We start from the raw sequence: 18,688 nt of genomic DNA on the forward strand, positions 1-18,688 counted from the left end.
CAATTTTTGCGGAACCAGATGGCGAACTGGACATTATCGGCTCCAGTTTCGCGGGCAGAGGCATGAATAAGAAGGTTCTAATCGTCGAAGACGAAATTTTCGTCGCACTGGAGATCGAGCAGATCGTGGAGGACGCGGGTTTCGCGGTCAGCGCCATTGCCGCCGACCGTGAAAGCGCCCTTATGGCCGCTAATGACTGCGATATCGCTTTGGTGGATCTGAACCTGCGCGACGGGCCTACCGGGCCGGGCATCGGCATGGAGCTTGCCGCCCGATATGGCGTCCGGGTCATCTACGTGACCGCCAATCCCGCGCAGATCGGTGTCGCGGCCGAAGCCGCGCTGGGGGTCATAACCAAGCCGTTTCGCCCGCACAGCATTGCCGAAACGCTTCGCCTCGCAGCGTCTGAACAAAGGGATTTGGAGACGGCCGATATTTACGGCTTCACGCCATTTCAGCCACGCCCCGGCTCATGGAACGGGATGGAATCCACAGGCTGATCACCAGCCCTTCGGGTCGCCAGTCGCGCTGCATCCTTCCGCCCAGTTGCCGCTCGGCACTTAGCGCCATGAGGCGGCTGCCGAAGCCTTCATGGCTCGACTGCTTCACTGGTGGCCCGCCTTCTTCCCGCCATTCGATGCAGATGTCCGCGTCCTCGTGCCGCACGTCGATATGGACACGCCCCGAAGGCACGGAAAGCGCCCCATATTTGGCCGCATTGGTCGCCAGCTCATGGAAAAGCAGCGCGAGCGGCGTGGCCGAGCGGTCATCTATCGCGGGATCTTCGCCGGAAAACACGATGCGGCTTTCCCCCGCATCCCCATAGGGCGCGAAAATTTGCTCCAATATGCCGCGCAAGCGGCTCTGCCGCAGATATTCGTCGCCCTCCGCACTATGCGGACGGATGAAGTCATGCGCGCGACCCAACGCCATGATCCGGTCGCGCAGATCATCCGCCACTACGCGGATCGCCGGATTCTGACGCGCCGATAGCCCGATCAGCCCCGCGATCACCGAAAAGATATTCTTGATCCGGTGCGACAGTTCATGCGCGATGATCTCGCGCTCTTCCATCATCAGCTTCTGCTCGTGAATTTCCGTGCAGGTGCCGATCCACCGGGTGATCCTGCCTTCATCGTCGCGGATGGGCAGGGCGCGGCCCAGCGTCCAACGATATTCGCCGCTGTGATGGAGCAACCGATATTCTATCTCATACGGATCGCCGGTTTTCAGCGAATGGCGCCAGCACTGCCATGCGCGTTCGCGGTCGTCCGGGTGAAAGTTGCCGTTCCAGCCGTCGCCATCCGTCGAATGTTCGGCCACGCCGGTATATTCATACCAGCGCGCGTTGTAATAGTCATGATAGCCATCGGGCAGCGTGGACCAGACCATTTGCGGCATGGTGTCGGCCAATGTGCGGAAAAGCCTGTCGCTTTCCGCCACCGCCTCGGCATCCTTGACCTGTTGGGCAATGATATCCTGATCGCGACGGCGGCCCTCCAGTTCCATCATCACCTGGCGCGCGAGGAGGGAGAGGCCCTGGCGCTGAAGCGATGTAAGATCATCGCGCGGCTTATCATCGATGATGCACAGGGCGCCGAGCGGCACGCCTTCGCCATTGAGCAAGGGCGCCCCGGCATAGAAACGGATATGCGGCGGGCCGGTCACCAGAGCATTGGTGGCAAAGCGTGGATCGGCGCTGGCGTCGCGCACGACGAAGATCGCTCCATCCTGCATGGCATGCGCGCAGAAGGACAGGTCACGCGGCGTTTCTTCCGCATCCAGCCCGCTGCGAGCCAGGAAGCGCTGGCGTTCGTCCTCGACAATGCTGACCAGAGCGATCGGCGCTTCGCAAAGCGCGGAGGCGAATTCGGTTATCTGGTCCAGCGTGCGAAAGCCGCCGGCATCCAGATCGTAGCGCGCCAGAACGGCCGCGCGATCCGTCTCCAGCCCCCTGCCGTCAGCCATCGCTGACCCGTTCAATGTCCGCGCCCACGGCCGACAATTTTTCCTCCAGCCGCTCATAGCCCCGGTCAAGATGGTAGACGCGGTTGACCTGCGTCTCCCCTTCGGCGGCAAGCCCGGCGAGGATAAGGCTCATCGACGCGCGCAGGTCGGTCGCCATCACCGGCGCGCCCACCAGACGGTCGACGCCCCGCACGACGGCGGTGCGACCATTGACCCCGATGTCCGCGCCCATGCGCGCCAGTTCGGGCACGTGCATGTATCGGTTTTCGAAGATGGTTTCGGTCAGCACGGATGCACCGTCGGCCTTGGTCAGCATGGCCATGAACTGCGCCTGCATATCCGTCGGGAATGCCGGGAAGGGCGCGGTGGACAATGTCAGCGGCTTCAGCTTGCCGTCCGCCGACACCCTGATTCCGTCCTTCAGCTCATCGACCTGCACACCCGCGTCGCGAAGGGCGGCGAGAATAGCGTGCATGTCGTCGGCGCAGGCGCCCGCCAGCTCAAGCGAGCCGCCAGTGATCGCCGCCGCACATGCGTAGCTGCCTGCTTCGATCCGGTCGGGCATGACGCTGTAGGTTGCGCCATGCAGACGGTCGCGGCCGTGGATGATCAGCTTGTCGGTGCCAACACCCTCGATGTCCGCGCCCATCGCGATGAGCAATTTACAGAGATCGACAATCTCCGGCTCGCGCGCGGCATTTTCCAGAATGCAGGTGCCCTTTGCGAGAACGGCGGCCATCAGGGCATTTTCCGTCGCGCCCACGGACACCACGGGGAATGTGTAGATGCCGCCGGGCAGCCCGCCATCGGGAGCAGAGGCGCGCACATAGCCCGCAGTGATCTCTATCACCGCACCGAACGCCTCCAGCGCCTTCAGGTGCAGATCAATCGGCCGATTGCCGATGGCGCAGCCGCCGGGCAGCGAAACCCGCGCTTCACCCGCCCGGGCGAGCAAGGGGCCAAGCACCAGGATGGAGGCCCGCATCTTGCGTACGATGTCGTAGGGCGCTTCGGTCGAGGTGACCCGGCCAGCGCGCAGCGTCATGACGCGGCCGAAATCCTCCGGCCGCGCGCCTTCGATCATGGTGGACACGCCTAGCTGGTTCAGCAGGTGACCGAAGCTGTCGACGTCCGCCAGGCGCGGCAGGTTGCGCAACGTGACCGGCTCATCCGTGAGCAGCGCGCAAGGCAACAGGGTCAACGCAGCGTTCTTGGCGCCGGAGATGGGAAGGCGGCCGCTGAGCTTTTTGCCGCCGCGTATTTGAATGCGGTCCATCGACTGGGTTCTTAACGCTAATTGCGTCTGGCGCAAGGCGCGAGCGATCATTGCGGTTAACGCTACCGTGCTTCCCGGGATACGCTCGCGAAACATTTACACTTTCGGGTCGCCGAAATTGATCGAGTTTAGTGCGCGGCGCGCAAATGCAGCCAAAAGGCGAAAGGGGCGTTTTGCCACCGTAACGACAAAATTTATTAAAGGTGCTGTGGGTGGCGACAGGTTGTTTCGCGGACAGGCTCGCAAAGCACGTGCCCTTGTCCGACGAGGAGAGGAACGCGCTGACCAGACTGGAGGAAAATCCGCGCAAGATAAGGCGCGGAGCGATGATCCAGCGCGTCAATGATACCGTGACCGAATTGTTCGTGTTGCGTGAAGGGCGAGTGATGAGTTTCGTCATCCTGCCCGATGGCAGCCGCCAGATTCTGCGCGTCTATTTCCCTGGCGATTTCATCGGTTCCGCCAGCACGATCTACAACAAGGCGCCCGAATCGCTCGTCGCGCTGTCCGACGCCATTGTCTGCCCGTTCGACAAGCACGCCTTGCGCCGGTTGCTGGAGGAATATCCCCGGGTCGCAGCGCTGCTGTTCCTGCTATCCAGTGCAGAGAAGGTCGCCCTGACGGATCGGCTCGCATCGCTGGGCCGCACATCGGCCAAGGCGCGCGTAGCCTCGTTCCTGCTCGACATTTTCGACCGGCTGCGCGTCACGGATGACGGCGTTACCGACAGTTTTGACCTGAAGCTGACGCAGGAGGAGATTGGCGACGCCATCGGGCTGACGTCCGTCCATGTGAACCGCATGGTGCGGCAGATGGAGCAGGAAGGGCTGATCAGCCGGGCGAACGGCCGCATCACCCTGCTGAACATGGCGAGGCTGGAAGAGATTGGCCATTACACGAATCGCCACAAGGATATGGATCTGGACTGGATTCCCGGCCTCAGCTGAGAGGCTGGCGGATATCAGGCCAGCAGTTCGACATCCCAGTACAGCCAGTCGCGCCAGCTTTCATGCAGATAGTTGGGCGGAAAGGCGCGGCCATGTTCCTGCAACTGCCAGCTTGTCGGCCGGATCGGCGGGACGTGCAGCCGCATGCCCGCTTCCTTCGGCGTGCGCCCGCCCTTCCGCAGATTGCAGGGGGAGCAGGCCGTGGCCACATTCTCCCACGTTGTCCGGCCACCCGCGCGGCGGGGGACGACATGGTCAAAGGTCAGGTCACTGGGCGACCCGCAATATTGGCAGGTGAAACGGTCGCGCAGGAACAGGTTGAACCGGGTGAAGGCGGGATGTTCCGACGGCCTCACATATTGTTTGAGCGCGATCACCGACGGGATCTTCATCTGCAAGCTGGGGCTGTGCACCTCCCGCTCATAGCTGGCGACGATGTCCACCCGTTCCAAAAAAACCGCCTTGATAGCGGTTTGCCAGGGCCAAAGGCTGAGCGGATAATAGCTTAACGGCGTATAGTCCGCGTTCAGGACCAGCGCCGGACAGTTTTCCGGATGTCGTATCAGGTCGGGATGGTACATAAGAACCCTCGAACCCCCATTTGCCCCGTTTCTGATCAATCAGGAACGTGACGGCAACATGACAGCATTAACCACCCCGACCCGTCAAGGGCCTGTATGATCCAATCGCCGCCGCCACAGCATGTGGTAACCCGCTTCGCTCCAAGCCCTACCGGCAGGCTGCATATCGGCCATGGCTGGTCCGCCCTGATGGCCATGGATTTTGCCCGCGCGAATGGGGGCTCGTTTCACCTCCGCATCGAGGATATCGACGGCACCCGCAGCCGCCCCGAGCATGTCGCGGGCATAGTGGAGGACCTCAACTGGTTGGGGGTGGTGTGGGATGGCGAGATCGTCTTCCAGTCCGATCGGCTCGATCATTATGAAACCGTGCTGGAAAGATTGCGGCAGATGGGCCTTCTCTACCCCTGCTTTTGCACCCGCGCCGACATCGCGGCCAGCACAAGCGCGCCGCACGGGCCAGAGGGGCCTGTTTATCCGGGCACCTGCCGCGCATTGCCTCCGTTCGAGCGCGAACGGCGCATCGCGGCGGGCGAACCCCATGCATGGCGGATAGACATGGCGAAGGCGGTTGCGGCCGCCGGGGAACTGCACTGGACGTCTGCTCCCCTCCTCACCTCCGCGCTGCCCCTCTGCGAACAGGTGGTAGAAGCGAGGCCCCAGGCCGCAGGGGATGTGGTCCTTGCCCGCAAGGATGCGCCCGCAAGCTACCATCTTTCCTGCACCCTAGATGATGCCGCGATGGGCGTGACCCATGTGCTGCGTGGGGAAGACCTGTTTGCCGCCACGCATGTACATCGGTTGCTTCAGGCGCTGCTCGGCCTGCCGACACCCCTTTACTGTCACCATCCCCTGCTCGTCGGCGCGGATGGCAAGCGTCTTGCCAAGCGCGATGGCTCGATCGCCCTTGCGGACCTGCGCACGCAAGGCGTCGATCCCGCCACCCTCGCCGCCGATCTGCGCGGCGGGCGCTTTCCGGTTGGCATTTCATTGGCCAGGGCCTAGATTCACCGCATGAACACCGTTCTCGTCATCGCCCTCATCCTTGCCATGGCCGCTACGCTCTTTGCGTTGATCCGGGGCATCATCGCCTTTCTTCAGACGACGAAGGAGCAGCTCAACGCGCCGGACGGCACGCCCAGCCCTTCCAGCCTCAAGCAGAACAAGATGATGATGAACCGCATCCTGTTTCAGGCGGCGGCCATCATCATCGTCGCGATCCTGCTGCTGATGAAGGGCAACGGCTGATCCCCTGATGGTGAAGCTGAACAAGATCTACACCCGCACGGGCGATGCGGGCACGACCGGCCTTGTGGACGGGTCACGCCTGCCCAAACATGCGCCGCGCATGCAGGCGGTGGGCGATGTCGATGAAGCGAACAGCGCGATCGGCCTTGCCATCCTTGCCATTGGCGAACGGCCCGAAGCGGGCTGGCTGACGACGATCCAGAATGATCTGTTCGATCTGGGCGCCGACCTTGCGACGCCAGTGCCGGAGGGGCAGGATGAGCCCTGGGCGTTGCGTATCATCGCCACGCAGGTCAGGCGGCTGGAAGACCAGATCGACGCCATGAACGCCGATCTGCAACCGCTGGACAGCTTCATCCTGCCCGGCGGGTCGCCCGCCGCAGCCGCCGTCCATCTCGCCCGCGCCGTCACGCGCCGGGCCGAACGCAGCGCTACGGCAGCGGCCACGGAAGTTGCGCTCAACCCTCAGGCGCTCGCCTATCTCAATCGGCTGTCCGACCTGCTCTTCGTCCTGGCCCGTCGCCTGAATGGCAATGGGGCGGACGATATCAAATGGGTTCCCGGCGCCTCTCGTTAAGGGGCGTGGGTCAAAGGCGCCGCAGCCTTATTGCACGACCTTAGCCGACCAAGTGGTAATCCAATGCCACGCGCCACGGCATTCGCCCATGGCGCTTGCGGATACCAGCCGGAACCTGACGCCGTCCCAGACATAGCTTTCGCTGCTGCCGCAATCGCCCAGGCCCCGGCCCTTGGCATAGCTTTCCAGCGAAGCACTTTCGGGAGTCCAGGATGCGTTGACCAGCATGGGCTTGGCTGCATTCTCGCTCCATCCCGGTTGGTAATCGAAAGACGCGTAGCGGAAGCTGCGCCGTCCCGGAATGCCGGTCGCGATCACGGGAACAGCGGAAAAATTATAGGCACCCGCACCGCAGGGGACCAGCACCAGCGTCTCGGTTCGGGAAAGGCGGTAAAGTTCCGGCGGGGATGCGTCGCGCATCTCGTCGGCGCAGGCGGTGAACTTGCCGAGCGCCGCCAGTTCCTCGCGCCACAGCGTCACCGGAGCGGCGCCTGCGGGGATGAGCGCCCGGCGTATCGTAACCATCGGCGGCGCGGCACGCACGGCGCTGGCGGCCAATGGACCTGTGGCGACCAGCGCCGCCATCGTGCCCGCGCGCCCCTGCCTCGCATCCATATAGCGCATGGCGGCGGCAGCACCGGCCAACGAGGGGCGCGCGATCAGCGTGCCAGCCGACTTTAGCTCCAGCTTCGATCCCCGTGCCATTGCAATGGCCAGCGCCGACGCCTGCGGTCCTTGCAACCGGGCTTCCCCATCCCTGCTCGCGGCCGTCGCGATTTTCCGGCCATCGACCAGGAAAATGACTTCTTCCTGTCCCCGCGCGTCGCGGCTTATCGAGATTTCCGGTTCGGACGCGCCACCGGCATCCCGTTGAATGCCCAGCATGACCGGCTTGTCCGGCCAGTCGGCCCCTTCCGGCAACAGGGACACAGCTTCGCATCGGCTGCGATTGTCGCAACCGATGGTCCAGTCCTTGTAGGTTTCCAAAGTGCCGGGCCGAGGCGTCTGAGCCGAAAGCGGCGCCGATGCGATGAACGCGCACAGCATCGCTGCCAGCGCGGTTAAGCGTTTGTCCCCCATGGGTTAACTATAACTTAATTCATAGGCGAACGGTAGTAGCTTCCTTCGTGCCGTCAGGACGACCTTTGGCCAACCGCCAGTGTCAGGCCGAACCCCATAATGAAAAAAGGCCGGTGTCCCTCGACACCGGCCTCTTCGATCAAGCCGCCTTGGCGCGCGACATGCGCTTGCGCTCGTTCGGATCGAGATAGCGCTTGCGCAGGCGGATATTCTTGGGCGTCACTTCGACCATTTCATCATCGTCGATATAGGCGATCGCCTGTTCCAGCGTCATGCGCTTGGGCGGGGTCAGGCGGACGGCGTCATCCTTGCCGCTGGCGCGGAAGTTGGTGAGCGCCTTCGACTTCATCGGATTGACTTCAAGGTCTTCGGGCTTGGCATTCTCACCGATCACCATGCCTTCGTACAGCGCTTCGCCCACGCCCACGAACAGGATGCCGCGTTCTTCCAGCGGACCCAGCGCATAGGCATTGGCTTCGCCCGCACCGTTCGAGATCAGAACGCCGTTCTTGCGACCTTCGATCTTGCCCTTGTGGGGGCCATATTTCTCGAACAGGCGATTCATGATGCCGGTGCCCCGCGTGTCGGACAGGAATTCACCATGATAGCCAATCAGGCCGCGTGAAGGCGCCGAGAAGGTGATGCGGGTCTTGCCGCCGCCCGAGGGACGCATGTCGGTCATCTCGGCCTTGCGGATGTTCATCTTGTCCACGACCGTGCCGGAGAATTCATCATCCACGTCGATTACGACGGTTTCATAAGGCTCGGTCTTGTTGCCGTTCTCGTCTTCGCCGAACAGCACGCGCGGACGCGAGATGCCGAGTTCGAAGCCTTCACGGCGCATGGTTTCGATAAGGACGCCCAGCTGCAATTCACCACGGCCAGCGACTTCGAAACTGTCCTTGTCGTCCGATTCCGTCACCTTGATCGCGACGTTCGATTCCGCTTCGCGAGCGAGGCGATCGCGGATCATGCGGCTCGTCACCTTGCTGCCTTCACGGCCCGCCATCGGCGAATCGTTGACAGCAAAGCGCATCGACAGGGTCGGCGGATCGATCGGCTGCGCCTGGATCGGCTCGCTGACCGTGGTGTCGCAGATGGTGTTGGCGACGGTCGCGACAGTGAGGCCCGCGAGGCTGATGATGTCACCCGCCTTGGCTTCATCGACCGGCACGCGGTCGAGGCCCTGGAACGACATGATCTTCGACGCGCGGCCGGTTTCGATGACCTTGCCGTCCATGTCGAGCGCGTGGATCGCCTGGTTCACCTTGACCGTGCCGGACTGGACGCGGCCAGTAAGGATACGGCCGAGGAAGTTGTCGCGGTCGAGCAGCGTCACGAGGAAGCTGAACGGCGCGGCCTGCTCCAGCGACGGCGGCGGCACATGGTCGACGATCTTCTGGAACAGCGGCTCCAGCGTGCCTTCGCGGCGCTGCGGGTCTTCGCTGGCATAACCGTTGCGGCCCGAAGCGTAGAGGACGGGGAAGTCGAGCTGTTCGTCATTGGCTTCGAGCGTCACGAACAGGTCGAACACCTCGTCCAGCACTTCCTGGATGCGCTCGTCGGGACGATCGACCTTGTTGACGACGACGATGGGACGCAGGCCCAGCGCCAGCGCCTTGCCGGTCACGAACTTCGTCTGCGGCATCGCGCCTTCGGAAGAGTCGACCAGCAGGATGACGCCGTCGACCATGGAGAGGATGCGCTCCACCTCGCCGCCGAAGTCGGCGTGGCCGGGGGTGTCGACGATGTTGATGCGAGTGCCGTTCCATTCGACCGAGGTCGGCTTCGCCAGAATGGTGATGCCGCGCTCTTTTTCAAGGTCGTTCGAATCCATAGCCCGTTCTTCGACCCGCTGGTTGTCGCGGAAGGTGCCGGACTGGCGGAAAAGCTGATCGACAAGGGTTGTCTTGCCATGGTCGACGTGCGCGATGATCGCGATATTACGCAGGGACATGCATGTGCCTTTGGGATTTTGGTTTTCCCGGCCGGCACCACGCCTGACCAGATGTATCGCGCGCGCCCCTACAGGAAATGACGCGTTGCGGCAAGGGCGAGGGCCGCATTTGCATCGGCCGGAACGCAAGACCATATTCCACATTGAAGCGCCACTGTTATAGTTACATATAACAGCTTGAAGGAGACGTTATGGCCAGCACCGCGCCCACCACGGCGACCGCCGACACGCTCAACCTGACGCCGCCCGATCCGGTGCCGCCCGTCGCGCCGGAAAAGGCGTCGGGCCTCGTTCCGATCGATGAGGAAAAGCGGACAAAGCTGGACGAGAAGGTCGATGCCTTTATCGACGACCTTGTCGCGCAGGACGCCAATTCCCCCGAATTCGGGCAGCGGGTGGACCAGCTGACCAATATGGGCCGCAAGGAAATCGCCGAAGCGGCGGGCCATTCCAATCGCTTCCTCGACCGGCCCGTCCGCGCGATGGACAGTGATGATAAGGTGGGCGCGGACCTTGCCGAGTTGCGCCGCACTGTCGAGGATCTCGATCCGGGCAAGCGCGGTAGCCTGCTCGCGCCCAAGAAGCTGTTCGGCATCATCCCCTTCGGCAACAAGCTGCGGGACTATTTCGACGGCTATAAAAGCGCGCAGGGCCACATCAATTCGATCCTTGGCTCGCTAGCGAGCGGCAAGGACGTGTTGATCAAGGACAATGCCGCCATCGATGTCGAGCGCCAGAATATGTGGGCGACCATGGGCCGTCTGGAGCAGATGATCCACATCTCCAGGACGCTCGACGCGCGGCTGGAGGCGAAGGCGCTGGAACTCGACTCCGCTGATCCGGCCAAGGCCAAGGCGATCCGGGAAAGCGCGCTCTTCTATATCCGCCAGCGCACGCAGGATTTGCTGACACAGATGGCCGTGACCGTGCAGGGCTATCTCGCGCTCGACCTCGTCAAGAAGAACAATGTCGAGCTGGTGAAGGGCGTCGACCGCGCCAGCACCACCACCGTTGCCGCGCTGCGCACCGCCGTCACCGTGGCGCAGGCGCTGGCGGGCCAGAAGCTGGTGCTCGAACAGATCGCCGCGCTCAACACGACCACCGCGAACATGATCGATTCGACCGGCGAGATGCTGAAGAACCAGACCGCGCAGATTCATGAGCAGGCCGCGTCCAGCACGATCCCCATCGCGACGCTGCAACGCGCCTTCCAGAATATCTACGACACGATGGACAATATCGACACGTTCAAGGCCAAGGCGCTGGAGAATATGAAGACGACGGTCAACACCCTGACGAACGAGGTCGAAAAATCGAAAGGCTACATCGCCCGCGCCGAAGGTCAGGCGCAGGCCGCGCAACAGGCGCGCGCCGACAATCCGCTGCTGAGCGCGATCGAGGCGTAAGCCGTGAGCAGGTCCGACCGTGTCCTTGCCGATGCCGAGGCTGTCCTTCAGCGCCACGGCGACCGTAGGCAGAGCCTGTCGGCCCGGGCGCGGCAAAGGCGCGGCGCCGCGCTGATGCGGAAAGCGAAGTGGGCCTTCTGGTCAGTGCTTGCCATCCTCATCGGCAGCATGGTCGCGGGCTTCTTCATCCCGCTCGGCACGACCGGCGTGATGATCGTGCTGGGCCTGATCATCGCGGCGCTGCTGCTGATCGCCCTTATCCCCTCCGAACCGCGCGTCCGGACGCAGGCGCTCGCAGCCGCCCCCATTTCCGCCCTGCCGCTCCAGACCGAAATCTGGCTCGACAATCAGCGCAAGGCATTGCCCGCCCCCGCCGTTGCTCTGGCCGACAGCATCGGCGTCAAGCTGGAAACGCTCGCGCCCCAGCTTGAACGCCTCACCGATCAGGAACCCGCCGCGCAGGAAATCCGCAAGCTGCTGTCTGATCACCTGCCCGAACTGGTCACTGGCTATGAATCCATTCCCGTCCCACTGCGCCGCCAGGAACGCAACGGCCGCATTCCGGAGCAGCAACTGGTCGAAGGTTTGAACGTCATCGATACCGAGCTTGCGCGGATCAGCGAGACCTTGGCGAGTGGGGACATCGACAAGCTGGCAGTGCAGAATCGCTTCCTGGAACTCAAATATCAGGAAGCAAAGGAACTGGGCCGCTAGGCCAGTGGTCCTTCTGTCATGATCCACCTGACGCTGATCATCGTCGATTTTCTGACCGGCCTGCTGGCCGCTGGTGCCTGGGCGCTGGCGTCCGCCGGCGGCGTCATCGCCGCATTGCTGGGCGGCGGATTGGTCAGCGCATCGCTGTTCCGAAGATGGCGCAAGCGGGGCTGAACCTCAACTTCCGCGAATAAGGGTGTCGATCGCCTCATCGGCCAGGAGCTGGCTGAACTGAATGCCGAAGCGCTTGCCCCGCGCCCACATGACCCGGCCGCTTGTTTCCACGCCAATCGCTTTTATCGCCACATAACTGCCCGCAGCAGGCGGCGTTTCGCAGTGCGCCAACGCTCCCGATGTGGACAGGTCGAGGAAATGACCGCGCATCTCCGCATTGCCGACGCATAGAGTGACAGGGCCGAACATCTTGTGTCGTGCAGTGTGCCGCCGCTGTTCGGCATTGCCCGTCAGGAATTTGCTTTGGTCGATCATACCGAGCTTCTCCCCCCGGCCACTCAATCACAAAAAGGTCAAGGCCATCCACAGAATCATGGTTAACTCGCCATTAGCTACCTTTTCCCCTAGGAAAACCGCTAATTTGTATCAGCCGTGCTTTTGATCGCACAGGGCACGATGCTTTGAGGGGACGGCCGGGCCGTGATTCTGCGAAAGCGGGCAAAATAGCCTCCCGCCGTTGGCTTGGGCACCAGTTCCTCCAGCCGGAAACCAACCGATGCGAGTTCACAGATCAGCAGGCGGGGCGGCGTGCCATGCTGCCCGGTCGGGCGATCCGCATCGACGACGATCAACTCGCCATCCTTCTTGAGCGCGGGGCTAAGGTTCCACAGAAAGGCATAGGGTTCCGCAATCTCATGATACATATGGACCATGAGGATTCGGTCGAAGCTGTTTTCCGGCAGCTTGGGGTCTTCCGGCGCGCCCAGCCGCACGCTGACATTGCGCCAATCCTCCCGCGTGATGCGGCGGGACAGGGCCTCGATCACTTCGGGCATGATGTCTTCGGCCAGCACGCGACCCTTGGCACCCACCCGGTTTGCAAGGCGCACGGTATAATAGCCTTCGCCAGCGCCGATATCCGCGACGGTCATGCCCGGCCGGATGCCCGCGCGGTCCATGATGTCGTCGGCTTCGTTGACGCGATCGCGCGCTTCTTCGCTGGACCAGCGGGTCGAAACGATGGGCGCGACCGGCCGGTCGGCTCGCGGAAAATCGCGCGCGGCGGCGGGCCGGTCATCCTGCTTGGCGGATGACAACAGGCCGCAGCCTGCCAGCAGGAACAATGATCCCGCCAGCGCGCCCCGCATCATCAGTCGACATCCTCCACATCGACCTTCTCGCCCGTCACCTTCTGCGACAGGGCGGCGGCCATGAACGGGTCGAGCGCGCCGTCGAGCACGTCGTCGGGAGAGGTAGAGGTAACGCCGGTGCGCAGGTCCTTCACCAGCTGATAGGGCTGGAGGACATAGGAGCGAATTTGATGGCCCCAGCCGATCTCGGTCTTCGCCTGATATTCGCCAGATGCCGCCGCCTCGCGCTTCTGCAACTCGGCCTCATAGAGGCGCGCCTTCAGCATGTTCATCGCCGTCGCGCGGTTCTTGTGCTGCGACCGGTCATTCTGCGACGCGACGATGATGCCCGACGGAATGTGCGTGATGCGAACGGCGGAGTCGGTCGTGTTGACGTGCTGCCCGCCCGCGCCCGACGCGCGATAGGTGTCGATCTTGAGGTCGCCTTCATTGACCTCGATCTCGATATTGTCGTCGATCACCGGATAGACCCACACGGACGAGAAGCTGGTGTGCCGCCGCGCCGAGCTGTCATAGGGGCTGATCCGCACCAGCCGATGCACGCCGCTCTCCGTCTTGGCATAGCCATAGGCGTTCTCGCCCTTGAACAGGAAAGTCGCGGACTTGATGCCTGCCTGATCACCGGCCTGATAGTCGACCAGTTCGACCTTGTAGCCGCGCCGTTCGGCCCAGCGGCGATACATGCGGCTGAGCATTTCGGCCCAGTCCTGGCTTTCCGTGCCGCCCGCGCCCGCATGGATTTCCAGATAGGTGTCGCTGGCGTCGGCTTCGCCCGCGAGCAGCGCCTTGATCTTGTCCTCGTCCGCGCGATCGGCCAGCGCCTTCAGGGACGCGACGCCTTCATTGACCATGTCCTCATCGCCTTCGGCCTCGGCCATTTCGATGAGTTCGGCGGTGTCGGTCTTTTCGCTATCGATAGCCCGGGTCGCGCCGATCGCGGCTTCCAGCCGCGTGCGTTCGCGCATGACTTCCTGCGCCATCTTCTGATTGTCCCACAGCGTCGGGTCCTCGACGCGCGCGTTCAACTCGTCGAGGCGGCGCAGCGCGCGGTCCCAGTCGAGGAAGCGGCGCAGCAGGTCCAGCGCGGCGTCGATACGGTCGATATATTGCTGCGCTTCGGCGCGCATGGGAACTCTCCAGACAATTCGGGGCGCTCCCCGGCATCGGGCAGGAAACGCACTAAACGCCTGCCCCTATCCGAGGGCAGCGGATTTGGGAAGATTCAATCCTCCAAGCCATGTCCGCGCAGTCTCCCAGGCCAGGCCAAACCTTGTCCCTCCAGACGCTATGCCATACACCCTCTGCCACGCCCAAAAGAGGCGCAAGGAGAGGAACGACATCTTGGCTGAACGACAATCTACCCATCCCGCACCGGCGCAAGCCGTTCTCGTGATACTCGCGCTCGTACCGATTATCGGCATTTTCTACGCCATCGGCTCCGCCCTGGGCGTGGCGAGCTTCCTTTTCTTCGGTTTTATCTTCGTGCTTTATTGGGCGGGTATCAAAGGCATGAATCCTGCGGAGTTCGCACCCGCGCTGTGCGGTTCCCTTGGCGGACTAGGCATGGCATTTCTGCTGCACAGCCTGCCGACGGTTCTGGGCATGGCCGGAATGGCCATCGCGGTGACTGGCGTGGTCGTCGCGATCTATCTACTCATTCGCGGCCAGGCCAGCCTGATCGTCAACAACGCCTTCATGCTGCTGCTGACGCTCGGCAACCCTATCATTTTTGAAAAGGACGCCGATTTCGCCGCTGCGGCGATCGCCATCGTGACAGCAGCAGCCTATGTCGGGGGCCTCGCATTTCTAATGAAGCGCTTCTCCGGCGGATTGCGCGCGAAGCCGCAATAATGGGCCAGCAAAGGCGGGAGGTTAGTAAATCCCGCCTTGATCCTGCAGGAAGTCGCTATCCGTACGCTGCCGCGTCTGCGACCCTGCCTCGCGCCGGGCGGCGGCCTGTTCCTGAGCGGCCACCTCTTCCTTGCGGATCGATCGGCGCGGTTCCGTCTCGGGCTTGAACGCTTCCCAGATCACCGCTGGCTTGGGTTCGTCGGTGGGCCAGACGCCATAGACGCGCTTGCCTGAACGGCGGTCGATCGTGACCATGCGGATGCCCGCGGGGGCGACGAAGGGCGTCTTGGGCATGGTTTCCAGCACGGGCGCCATCGCCGCCTTCCAGATCGGCGCGGCGATGCGGCCGCCCTGCGCCCAACCGCCCAGGCTGCGCGGCTGGTCATAGCCCATATAGACGCCCGCGACGATGTCGGGCGATCCGCCGACGAACCACACATTGGTCGGCCCGTTGGTGGTGCCTGTCTTGCCAAACAGCGGCCGTTTCAGGTCGGCCAGGACCGTCGCGGTGCCGCGCTGGATCACGCCTTCGGCGATATGCACGACCTGATAGGCGGTCATCGGATTCATCACCTGCCGCCCTTCAAAGCCGAAGCGCGGCATGGGTTTTCCATCCCAGTTCGCCATGTTGCAGCCGTCGCAGGCGCGCCAGCGCAGCGGCCAGATCACCTTGCCGCGTCGGTCCTGCACATAATCCATCACCTTGGGCGAAAGCTGGCGGCCCTGATTGGCGAGCATCGCATAGGCGTTCACCATCCGCTCGACCGTGGTTTCGCCCGCGCCCAGAGCGAAGGAGAGATAGGGTTGATAATCGCCGATCCCCATCGCCTTGATGGTGCGCACGACGCGATCCATGCCGGTCTGGCTGGCGGCGCGCACCGTCATCAGGTTGCGCGACTGCTCCACGCCCCAGCGCATCGTCTGCGGCCCCGCGCTGCCGCCGGTGAAGTTACGGAAACATTTCTGCCCCAGCCCCGCACCCTGATAAACGCATAGCGGTCCATCAACGATGATGGAGGCTGGCGTCATCCCGCCGTCAAGCGCGGCGGCATAGACGAACGGCTTGATGGTCGAGCCCGGCTGTCGCATTGCCTGCGTCGCCCGATTATAGGAGGACAGGCGACTGTCGAAGCCACCCTGCATCGCCAGGACGCGTCCGGAATGGACCTGTTCGGCCATCATCCCGCCGGACACTTCAGGCACGTTGCGCAGCGCCCAGGTCGATCCGTTGCGGGCTACCGCGATCAGGTCTCCCGCCTTCATGCCGTTGAAGGCGGGGCCGCCCACGCGGCGATAGGGCATCTGCGCGGCGCTGGCAGGCAGCGTCCCGGTCGATCCGTCGGAAAAGCCGATCTCGGCGCCCGAAGAATTGCGGTCGATAACCGCCGCTATGCGCCAGTCTGCATAATCGATCCCGATATAGCTTGCCGCCAGTTCGCGCTTCCATCCACGGGCCATGTCGATCTTGCCCAACGGACCGGACCAGCCCTTGCCCGCGTCGAAACGTAGCAGGCCGTTGCGCAATGCCGTCGAGACGCCTTCCTGCAACTTGGGGTCATAGGGGCTGCGCACCCAGAGGCCGCCTGCATAGACGCTGTTGGGGCCATCCTCCGCCTTTTCGCCGAACAGGCCGATCAGGCGGCGGCGCACCTCTTCCATATAATAGCCGCCCGCGCGCGCGTCGAAGCTGGACCCATGCGGCGGCACCGTGCCGAGCGGCTGCGCCTGCGCTTCGTCCAATTGTGCCTGGCTGATCCAGCCGTTTTTGAACATTTCGCCCAGCGCCCAGTTGCGCCGGTCGAGCGCGCGTTCGTGGCCGGTCGGGCTTTCGGGGCGATAATTGGCCGGACCCTTGGGCAGGATGGCGAGATAAGCCATCTCGTGCAGCTTCAGATCGCCCACATCCTTGTCGAAATAGGCGCGCGCCGCCGCCTGCACGCCATAGGCGTTCCGGCCGAGGAATATCTGGTTGAAATAGAGTTCGAGGATCTGCTGCTTGGTCAGCACACCTTCCATGCGATAGGCGAGGATCATCTCCTTCACCTTGCGCGTGGGCGAATATTCATCGCCGATCAGCAGGTTCTTGGCGACCTGCTGGGTGATGGTCGACCCGCCCTTTGCGCGCTGGCCCGAGCCGATCTTCGTCACATAGTCGAACACGGCGCCGAAAAAGCCCGGAATATCGACGCCATGATGTTCGAAGAAAGTCTTGTCCTCCGCCGCCAGATAGGCGCGGATCAGCAGTGGCGGATAGTCGCTATATTGCAACTGGACCCGGCGTTCGCGCGCATAGCTGTGCACCGGCTGGCCATCGATGTCGCGCACGATCGTGGGCAGCGGCGGCTCATATTCAAGCAGCGTCGCCGCGTCGGGCAGGCCGCGCGCGAAGATGATCCAGAACAGCAGGAAGGCGAGAAAAAGTCCGCCGAGCGCGATCGCCGCCCAGCGGAACCAGCGCCGCTGCCAAAGCGGGGAAAGCTTTTCCCGGAACGCGCGCCCACCCCCGCGCAAACGGTCGACAAAGGACAAGCGGGCGGTGTGGGGACGGGCCTCTTCCATGACGAGAGGAGGCTCTAAGGTCAAAATGCGGCCAGCGCCAGTGCGGATCGTCGGGCCGCGCGCCGGTCAGCCGCCGCCAAGGGGCAGTCGGCGGGCGAAATATATCTCGACGGCCTTGGCAACGCCCTTCGCTATGCGGCTGCGCCCTTCGGGTGAGGCCAGGAAGGCTGCATCCTGCGCATTGCTGAGATAGCCGGTTTCGAACAGGACCGATGGCGTGTCCGGCGCCTTCAAAACCATGAGTGAGGCATAGCGGTGGAACGTGGTGCGGAACGGCAGGAACGGCGCCCCCTCCCGCTGAAGAAGGCGAGCGAAATTCGCTGATTCCTTCATTGTTTCGCGCTGAGTAAGGTCGATCAGTATAGACGACACCTGATCAGTCTGTGCGCCCAGATTGACGCCGTTCAGAACGTCCGCCCTATTCTCCCGCGCGGCCAGCCGCGCCGCTTCCCGATCCGACGCCACTTCCGACAATGTATAGACCGTCGCGCCCCGCGCCTCATGATTGTCCGCCGAATCGGCATGGACCGAAATGAAGAGGTCCGCATTCATCTTCCGCGCGATGCCATAGCGTTCCTGCAGGACCAGAAAGCGGTCGTCATCCCGTGTCAGCGCGACGCGAAGTCGGCCCGACTTCACCAGCTGATCCCGGATCGCCTGCGCGATCGCGAGCGTCAGATCCTTTTCGCGCTCGCCGGTTTCCGCGTTGATCGCGCCGGGATCATGCCCGCCATGCCCCGCATCGATGACGATCAGCGGACGGGACGCGTCGGTTGATCCTTCCACCCTTGGTAGCGAGAGGCCGCGCGCCACCGGCGGGATCGGCACGGTGATGCTGTGCAACCGCTTGGCCGGACGGGGCGCCATGGAGGCTGGCTTGTCGAAGCTGATGCGCGCCGCCCCCTGAGGACCGGCCAGAAAAGCAGTTGCCAGGGCAAGGGCGTGGAGCATGGCGCGCTTGTGCCCCGCACCGCCCCATGCCGTCCAGCCCCATTTCAGCGGCGGCCATTCGCCGTCGCGTTTACCTTTGCTTCACCATGTTCGGCGATTAGACGCAGGAAGGGCAGCATTCGTCCTGGACCAAACAATTTTGCGGGGGACGTTGCTAGGCTGGCCTTAGGCTGCTACCCATTCACATTCCTGAAAGAAACGCCCACATTAGGCCCGGTTCTTCATCAGGAACTTTCACGGCAGCATCG

19 protein-coding genes are annotated in these 18,688 nt (G+C 63.1%); 9 read left to right on the forward strand and 10 right to left on the reverse strand.

The window, feature by feature from the left end:
• Positions 1–62 precede the first annotated feature (62 nt).
• Positions 63–500 carry a response regulator gene (locus ACZ5YV_RS09420; RefSeq protein ID WP_464787393.1) on the forward strand — a complete coding sequence of 146 codons (438 nt, stop codon included), beginning with the start codon at positions 63–65 and terminating at the stop codon, positions 498–500.
• Here the strand turns inward: ACZ5YV_RS09420 and ACZ5YV_RS09425 are convergent.
• The gene (locus ACZ5YV_RS09425; RefSeq protein WP_464787394.1) at positions 445–1,968 is read right to left on the reverse strand and encodes a PAS domain-containing protein; all 1,524 of its coding nucleotides are present in this window, start codon (positions 1,966–1,968) and stop codon (positions 445–447) included. The genes ACZ5YV_RS09420 and ACZ5YV_RS09425 overlap by 56 nt on opposite strands.
• Positions 1,961–3,244, reverse strand: a complete 1,284-nt coding sequence (gene murA, locus ACZ5YV_RS09430; protein ID WP_464787395.1) for a UDP-N-acetylglucosamine 1-carboxyvinyltransferase — start codon at positions 3,242–3,244, stop codon at positions 1,961–1,963. The genes ACZ5YV_RS09425 and murA overlap by 8 nt, the downstream gene beginning before the upstream one ends.
• A 212-nt stretch (positions 3,245–3,456) precedes the next feature.
• On the opposite strand from murA, the gene ACZ5YV_RS09435 reads away from it, so the two are divergent.
• Positions 3,457–4,191 (forward strand): Crp/Fnr family transcriptional regulator, encoded by a 735-nt coding sequence (locus ACZ5YV_RS09435; protein WP_464789190.1) that lies wholly within the window; start codon positions 3,457–3,459, stop codon positions 4,189–4,191.
• Positions 4,192–4,205: 14 nt separating this feature from the next.
• Here the strand turns inward: ACZ5YV_RS09435 and ACZ5YV_RS09440 are convergent, their stop codons facing one another.
• Complete coding sequence (locus tag ACZ5YV_RS09440; protein ID WP_464787396.1) at positions 4,206–4,772, reverse strand: HNH endonuclease; 567 nt, start codon at positions 4,770–4,772, stop codon at positions 4,206–4,208.
• A gap of 96 nt (positions 4,773–4,868) precedes the next feature.
• On the opposite strand from ACZ5YV_RS09440, the gene gluQRS reads away from it, so the two are divergent.
• The 3 genes from gluQRS to ACZ5YV_RS09455 are packed head-to-tail and all read left to right on the forward strand — an operon-like array spanning position 4,869 to position 6,597.
• Complete coding sequence (gene gluQRS / locus ACZ5YV_RS09445) at positions 4,869–5,777, forward strand: tRNA glutamyl-Q(34) synthetase GluQRS (protein WP_464787397.1); 909 nt, start codon at positions 4,869–4,871, stop codon at positions 5,775–5,777.
• 9 nt (positions 5,778–5,786) lie between these two features.
• The gene (locus ACZ5YV_RS09450; protein WP_464771305.1) at positions 5,787–6,020 is read left to right on the forward strand and encodes a twin transmembrane helix small protein; all 234 of its coding nucleotides are present in this window, start codon (positions 5,787–5,789) and stop codon (positions 6,018–6,020) included.
• Between the two features lie 7 nt (positions 6,021–6,027).
• On the forward strand, positions 6,028–6,597 hold the full coding sequence (locus ACZ5YV_RS09455; protein ID WP_464787398.1) for a cob(I)yrinic acid a,c-diamide adenosyltransferase: 570 nt from the start codon (positions 6,028–6,030) through the stop codon (positions 6,595–6,597).
• Between the two features lie 27 nt (positions 6,598–6,624).
• Here ACZ5YV_RS09455 and ACZ5YV_RS09460 read toward each other — a convergent pair whose 3' ends face one another.
• Together ACZ5YV_RS09460 and typA are read right to left on the reverse strand one after the other, a co-directional pair.
• Positions 6,625–7,677 carry a DUF1176 domain-containing protein gene (locus ACZ5YV_RS09460; RefSeq protein ID WP_464787399.1) on the reverse strand — a complete coding sequence of 351 codons (1,053 nt, stop codon included), beginning with the start codon at positions 7,675–7,677 and terminating at the stop codon, positions 6,625–6,627.
• Positions 7,678–7,816: 139 nt separating this feature from the next.
• Positions 7,817–9,634, reverse strand: a complete 1,818-nt coding sequence (typA, locus tag ACZ5YV_RS09465; RefSeq protein WP_464787400.1) for a translational GTPase TypA — start codon at positions 9,632–9,634, stop codon at positions 7,817–7,819.
• Between the two features lie 191 nt (positions 9,635–9,825).
• Between typA and ACZ5YV_RS09470 the strand changes: the two genes are divergently transcribed.
• Genes ACZ5YV_RS09470 through ACZ5YV_RS09480 form a run of 3 tightly spaced genes read left to right on the forward strand, consistent with a single transcriptional unit; the run spans position 9,826 to position 11,928 of the window.
• Positions 9,826–11,040 carry a toxic anion resistance protein gene (locus ACZ5YV_RS09470; RefSeq protein ID WP_464787401.1) on the forward strand — a complete coding sequence of 405 codons (1,215 nt, stop codon included), beginning with the start codon at positions 9,826–9,828 and terminating at the stop codon, positions 11,038–11,040.
• Between the two features lie 3 nt (positions 11,041–11,043).
• Positions 11,044–11,754 carry a hypothetical protein gene (locus tag ACZ5YV_RS09475; protein WP_464787402.1) on the forward strand — a complete coding sequence of 237 codons (711 nt, stop codon included), beginning with the start codon at positions 11,044–11,046 and terminating at the stop codon, positions 11,752–11,754.
• An 18-nt stretch (positions 11,755–11,772) separates the two neighbouring features.
• Positions 11,773–11,928, forward strand: a complete 156-nt coding sequence (locus tag ACZ5YV_RS09480) for a hypothetical protein (RefSeq protein ID WP_449474146.1) — start codon at positions 11,773–11,775, stop codon at positions 11,926–11,928.
• Positions 11,929–11,931: 3 nt separating this feature from the next.
• Here ACZ5YV_RS09480 and ACZ5YV_RS09485 read toward each other — a convergent pair whose 3' ends face one another.
• The 3 genes from ACZ5YV_RS09485 to prfB all read right to left on the reverse strand — a co-directional run bounded on the left by ACZ5YV_RS09485 (position 11,932) and on the right by prfB (position 14,206).
• Positions 11,932–12,243, reverse strand: coding sequence for a PilZ domain-containing protein (locus ACZ5YV_RS09485; protein WP_464787403.1), 312 nt, complete (start codon positions 12,241–12,243; stop codon positions 11,932–11,934).
• 101 nt (positions 12,244–12,344) lie between these two features.
• Positions 12,345–13,079: a class I SAM-dependent methyltransferase gene (locus ACZ5YV_RS09490; protein WP_464787404.1), complete on the reverse strand. Its 735-nt coding sequence runs from the start codon at positions 13,077–13,079 to the stop codon at positions 12,345–12,347.
• Positions 13,079–14,206, reverse strand: a complete 1,128-nt coding sequence (prfB, locus tag ACZ5YV_RS09495; protein ID WP_196224571.1) for a peptide chain release factor 2 — start codon at positions 14,204–14,206, stop codon at positions 13,079–13,081. The genes ACZ5YV_RS09490 and prfB overlap by 1 nt, the downstream gene beginning before the upstream one ends.
• A gap of 214 nt (positions 14,207–14,420) precedes the next feature.
• Here prfB and ACZ5YV_RS09500 point away from each other — a divergent pair, with 214 nt between their 5' ends.
• Positions 14,421–14,930 carry a hypothetical protein gene (locus ACZ5YV_RS09500; protein ID WP_464787405.1) on the forward strand — a complete coding sequence of 170 codons (510 nt, stop codon included), beginning with the start codon at positions 14,421–14,423 and terminating at the stop codon, positions 14,928–14,930.
• 21 nt (positions 14,931–14,951) lie between these two features.
• On the opposite strand, the gene ACZ5YV_RS09505 is transcribed toward ACZ5YV_RS09500, so the two are convergent.
• Together ACZ5YV_RS09505 and ACZ5YV_RS09510 are read right to left on the reverse strand one after the other, a co-directional pair.
• Entirely contained in the window at positions 14,952–17,489 is a 2,538-nt protein-coding gene (locus tag ACZ5YV_RS09505) for a penicillin-binding protein 1A (RefSeq protein ID WP_464787406.1), read from the reverse strand.
• 66 nt (positions 17,490–17,555) lie between these two features.
• A complete protein-coding gene (locus ACZ5YV_RS09510; protein ID WP_464789191.1) occupies positions 17,556–18,488 on the reverse strand; it encodes an N-acetylmuramoyl-L-alanine amidase family protein in 933 nt (310 codons plus the stop codon).
• Between the last annotated feature and the right edge of the window lie 200 nt (positions 18,489–18,688).

This window comes from Sphingobium sp. TomTYG46, assembly GCF_055396345.1.

What these genes read in the sequence shown, in the direction of transcription:
- ACZ5YV_RS09420 (WP_464787393.1), top strand. Translation starts at nt 63, where the DNA reads ATGAATAAGAAGGTTCTAATCGTCGAAGACGAAATTTTCGTCGCACTG.
- ACZ5YV_RS09425 (WP_464787394.1), bottom strand. Translation starts at nt 1,968, where the DNA reads ATGGCTGACGGCAGGGGGCTGGAGACGGATCGCGCGGCCGTTCTGGCG.
- murA (WP_464787395.1), bottom strand. Translation starts at nt 3,244, where the DNA reads ATGGACCGCATTCAAATACGCGGCGGCAAAAAGCTCAGCGGCCGCCTT.
- ACZ5YV_RS09440 (WP_464787396.1), bottom strand. Translation starts at nt 4,772, where the DNA reads ATGTACCATCCCGACCTGATACGACATCCGGAAAACTGTCCGGCGCTG.
- gluQRS (WP_464787397.1), top strand. Translation starts at nt 4,869, where the DNA reads ATGATCCAATCGCCGCCGCCACAGCATGTGGTAACCCGCTTCGCTCCA.
- ACZ5YV_RS09450 (WP_464771305.1), top strand. Translation starts at nt 5,787, where the DNA reads ATGAACACCGTTCTCGTCATCGCCCTCATCCTTGCCATGGCCGCTACG.
- ACZ5YV_RS09455 (WP_464787398.1), top strand. Translation starts at nt 6,028, where the DNA reads ATGGTGAAGCTGAACAAGATCTACACCCGCACGGGCGATGCGGGCACG.
- ACZ5YV_RS09460 (WP_464787399.1), bottom strand. Translation starts at nt 7,677, where the DNA reads ATGGGGGACAAACGCTTAACCGCGCTGGCAGCGATGCTGTGCGCGTTC.
- typA (WP_464787400.1), bottom strand. Translation starts at nt 9,634, where the DNA reads ATGTCCCTGCGTAATATCGCGATCATCGCGCACGTCGACCATGGCAAG.
- ACZ5YV_RS09470 (WP_464787401.1), top strand. Translation starts at nt 9,826, where the DNA reads ATGGCCAGCACCGCGCCCACCACGGCGACCGCCGACACGCTCAACCTG.
- ACZ5YV_RS09480 (WP_449474146.1), top strand. Translation starts at nt 11,773, where the DNA reads ATGATCCACCTGACGCTGATCATCGTCGATTTTCTGACCGGCCTGCTG.
- ACZ5YV_RS09485 (WP_464787403.1), bottom strand. Translation starts at nt 12,243, where the DNA reads ATGATCGACCAAAGCAAATTCCTGACGGGCAATGCCGAACAGCGGCGG.
- ACZ5YV_RS09490 (WP_464787404.1), bottom strand. Translation starts at nt 13,079, where the DNA reads ATGATGCGGGGCGCGCTGGCGGGATCATTGTTCCTGCTGGCAGGCTGC.
- prfB (WP_196224571.1), bottom strand. Translation starts at nt 14,206, where the DNA reads ATGCGCGCCGAAGCGCAGCAATATATCGACCGTATCGACGCCGCGCTG.
- ACZ5YV_RS09505 (WP_464787406.1), bottom strand. Translation starts at nt 17,489, where the DNA reads ATGGAAGAGGCCCGTCCCCACACCGCCCGCTTGTCCTTTGTCGACCGT.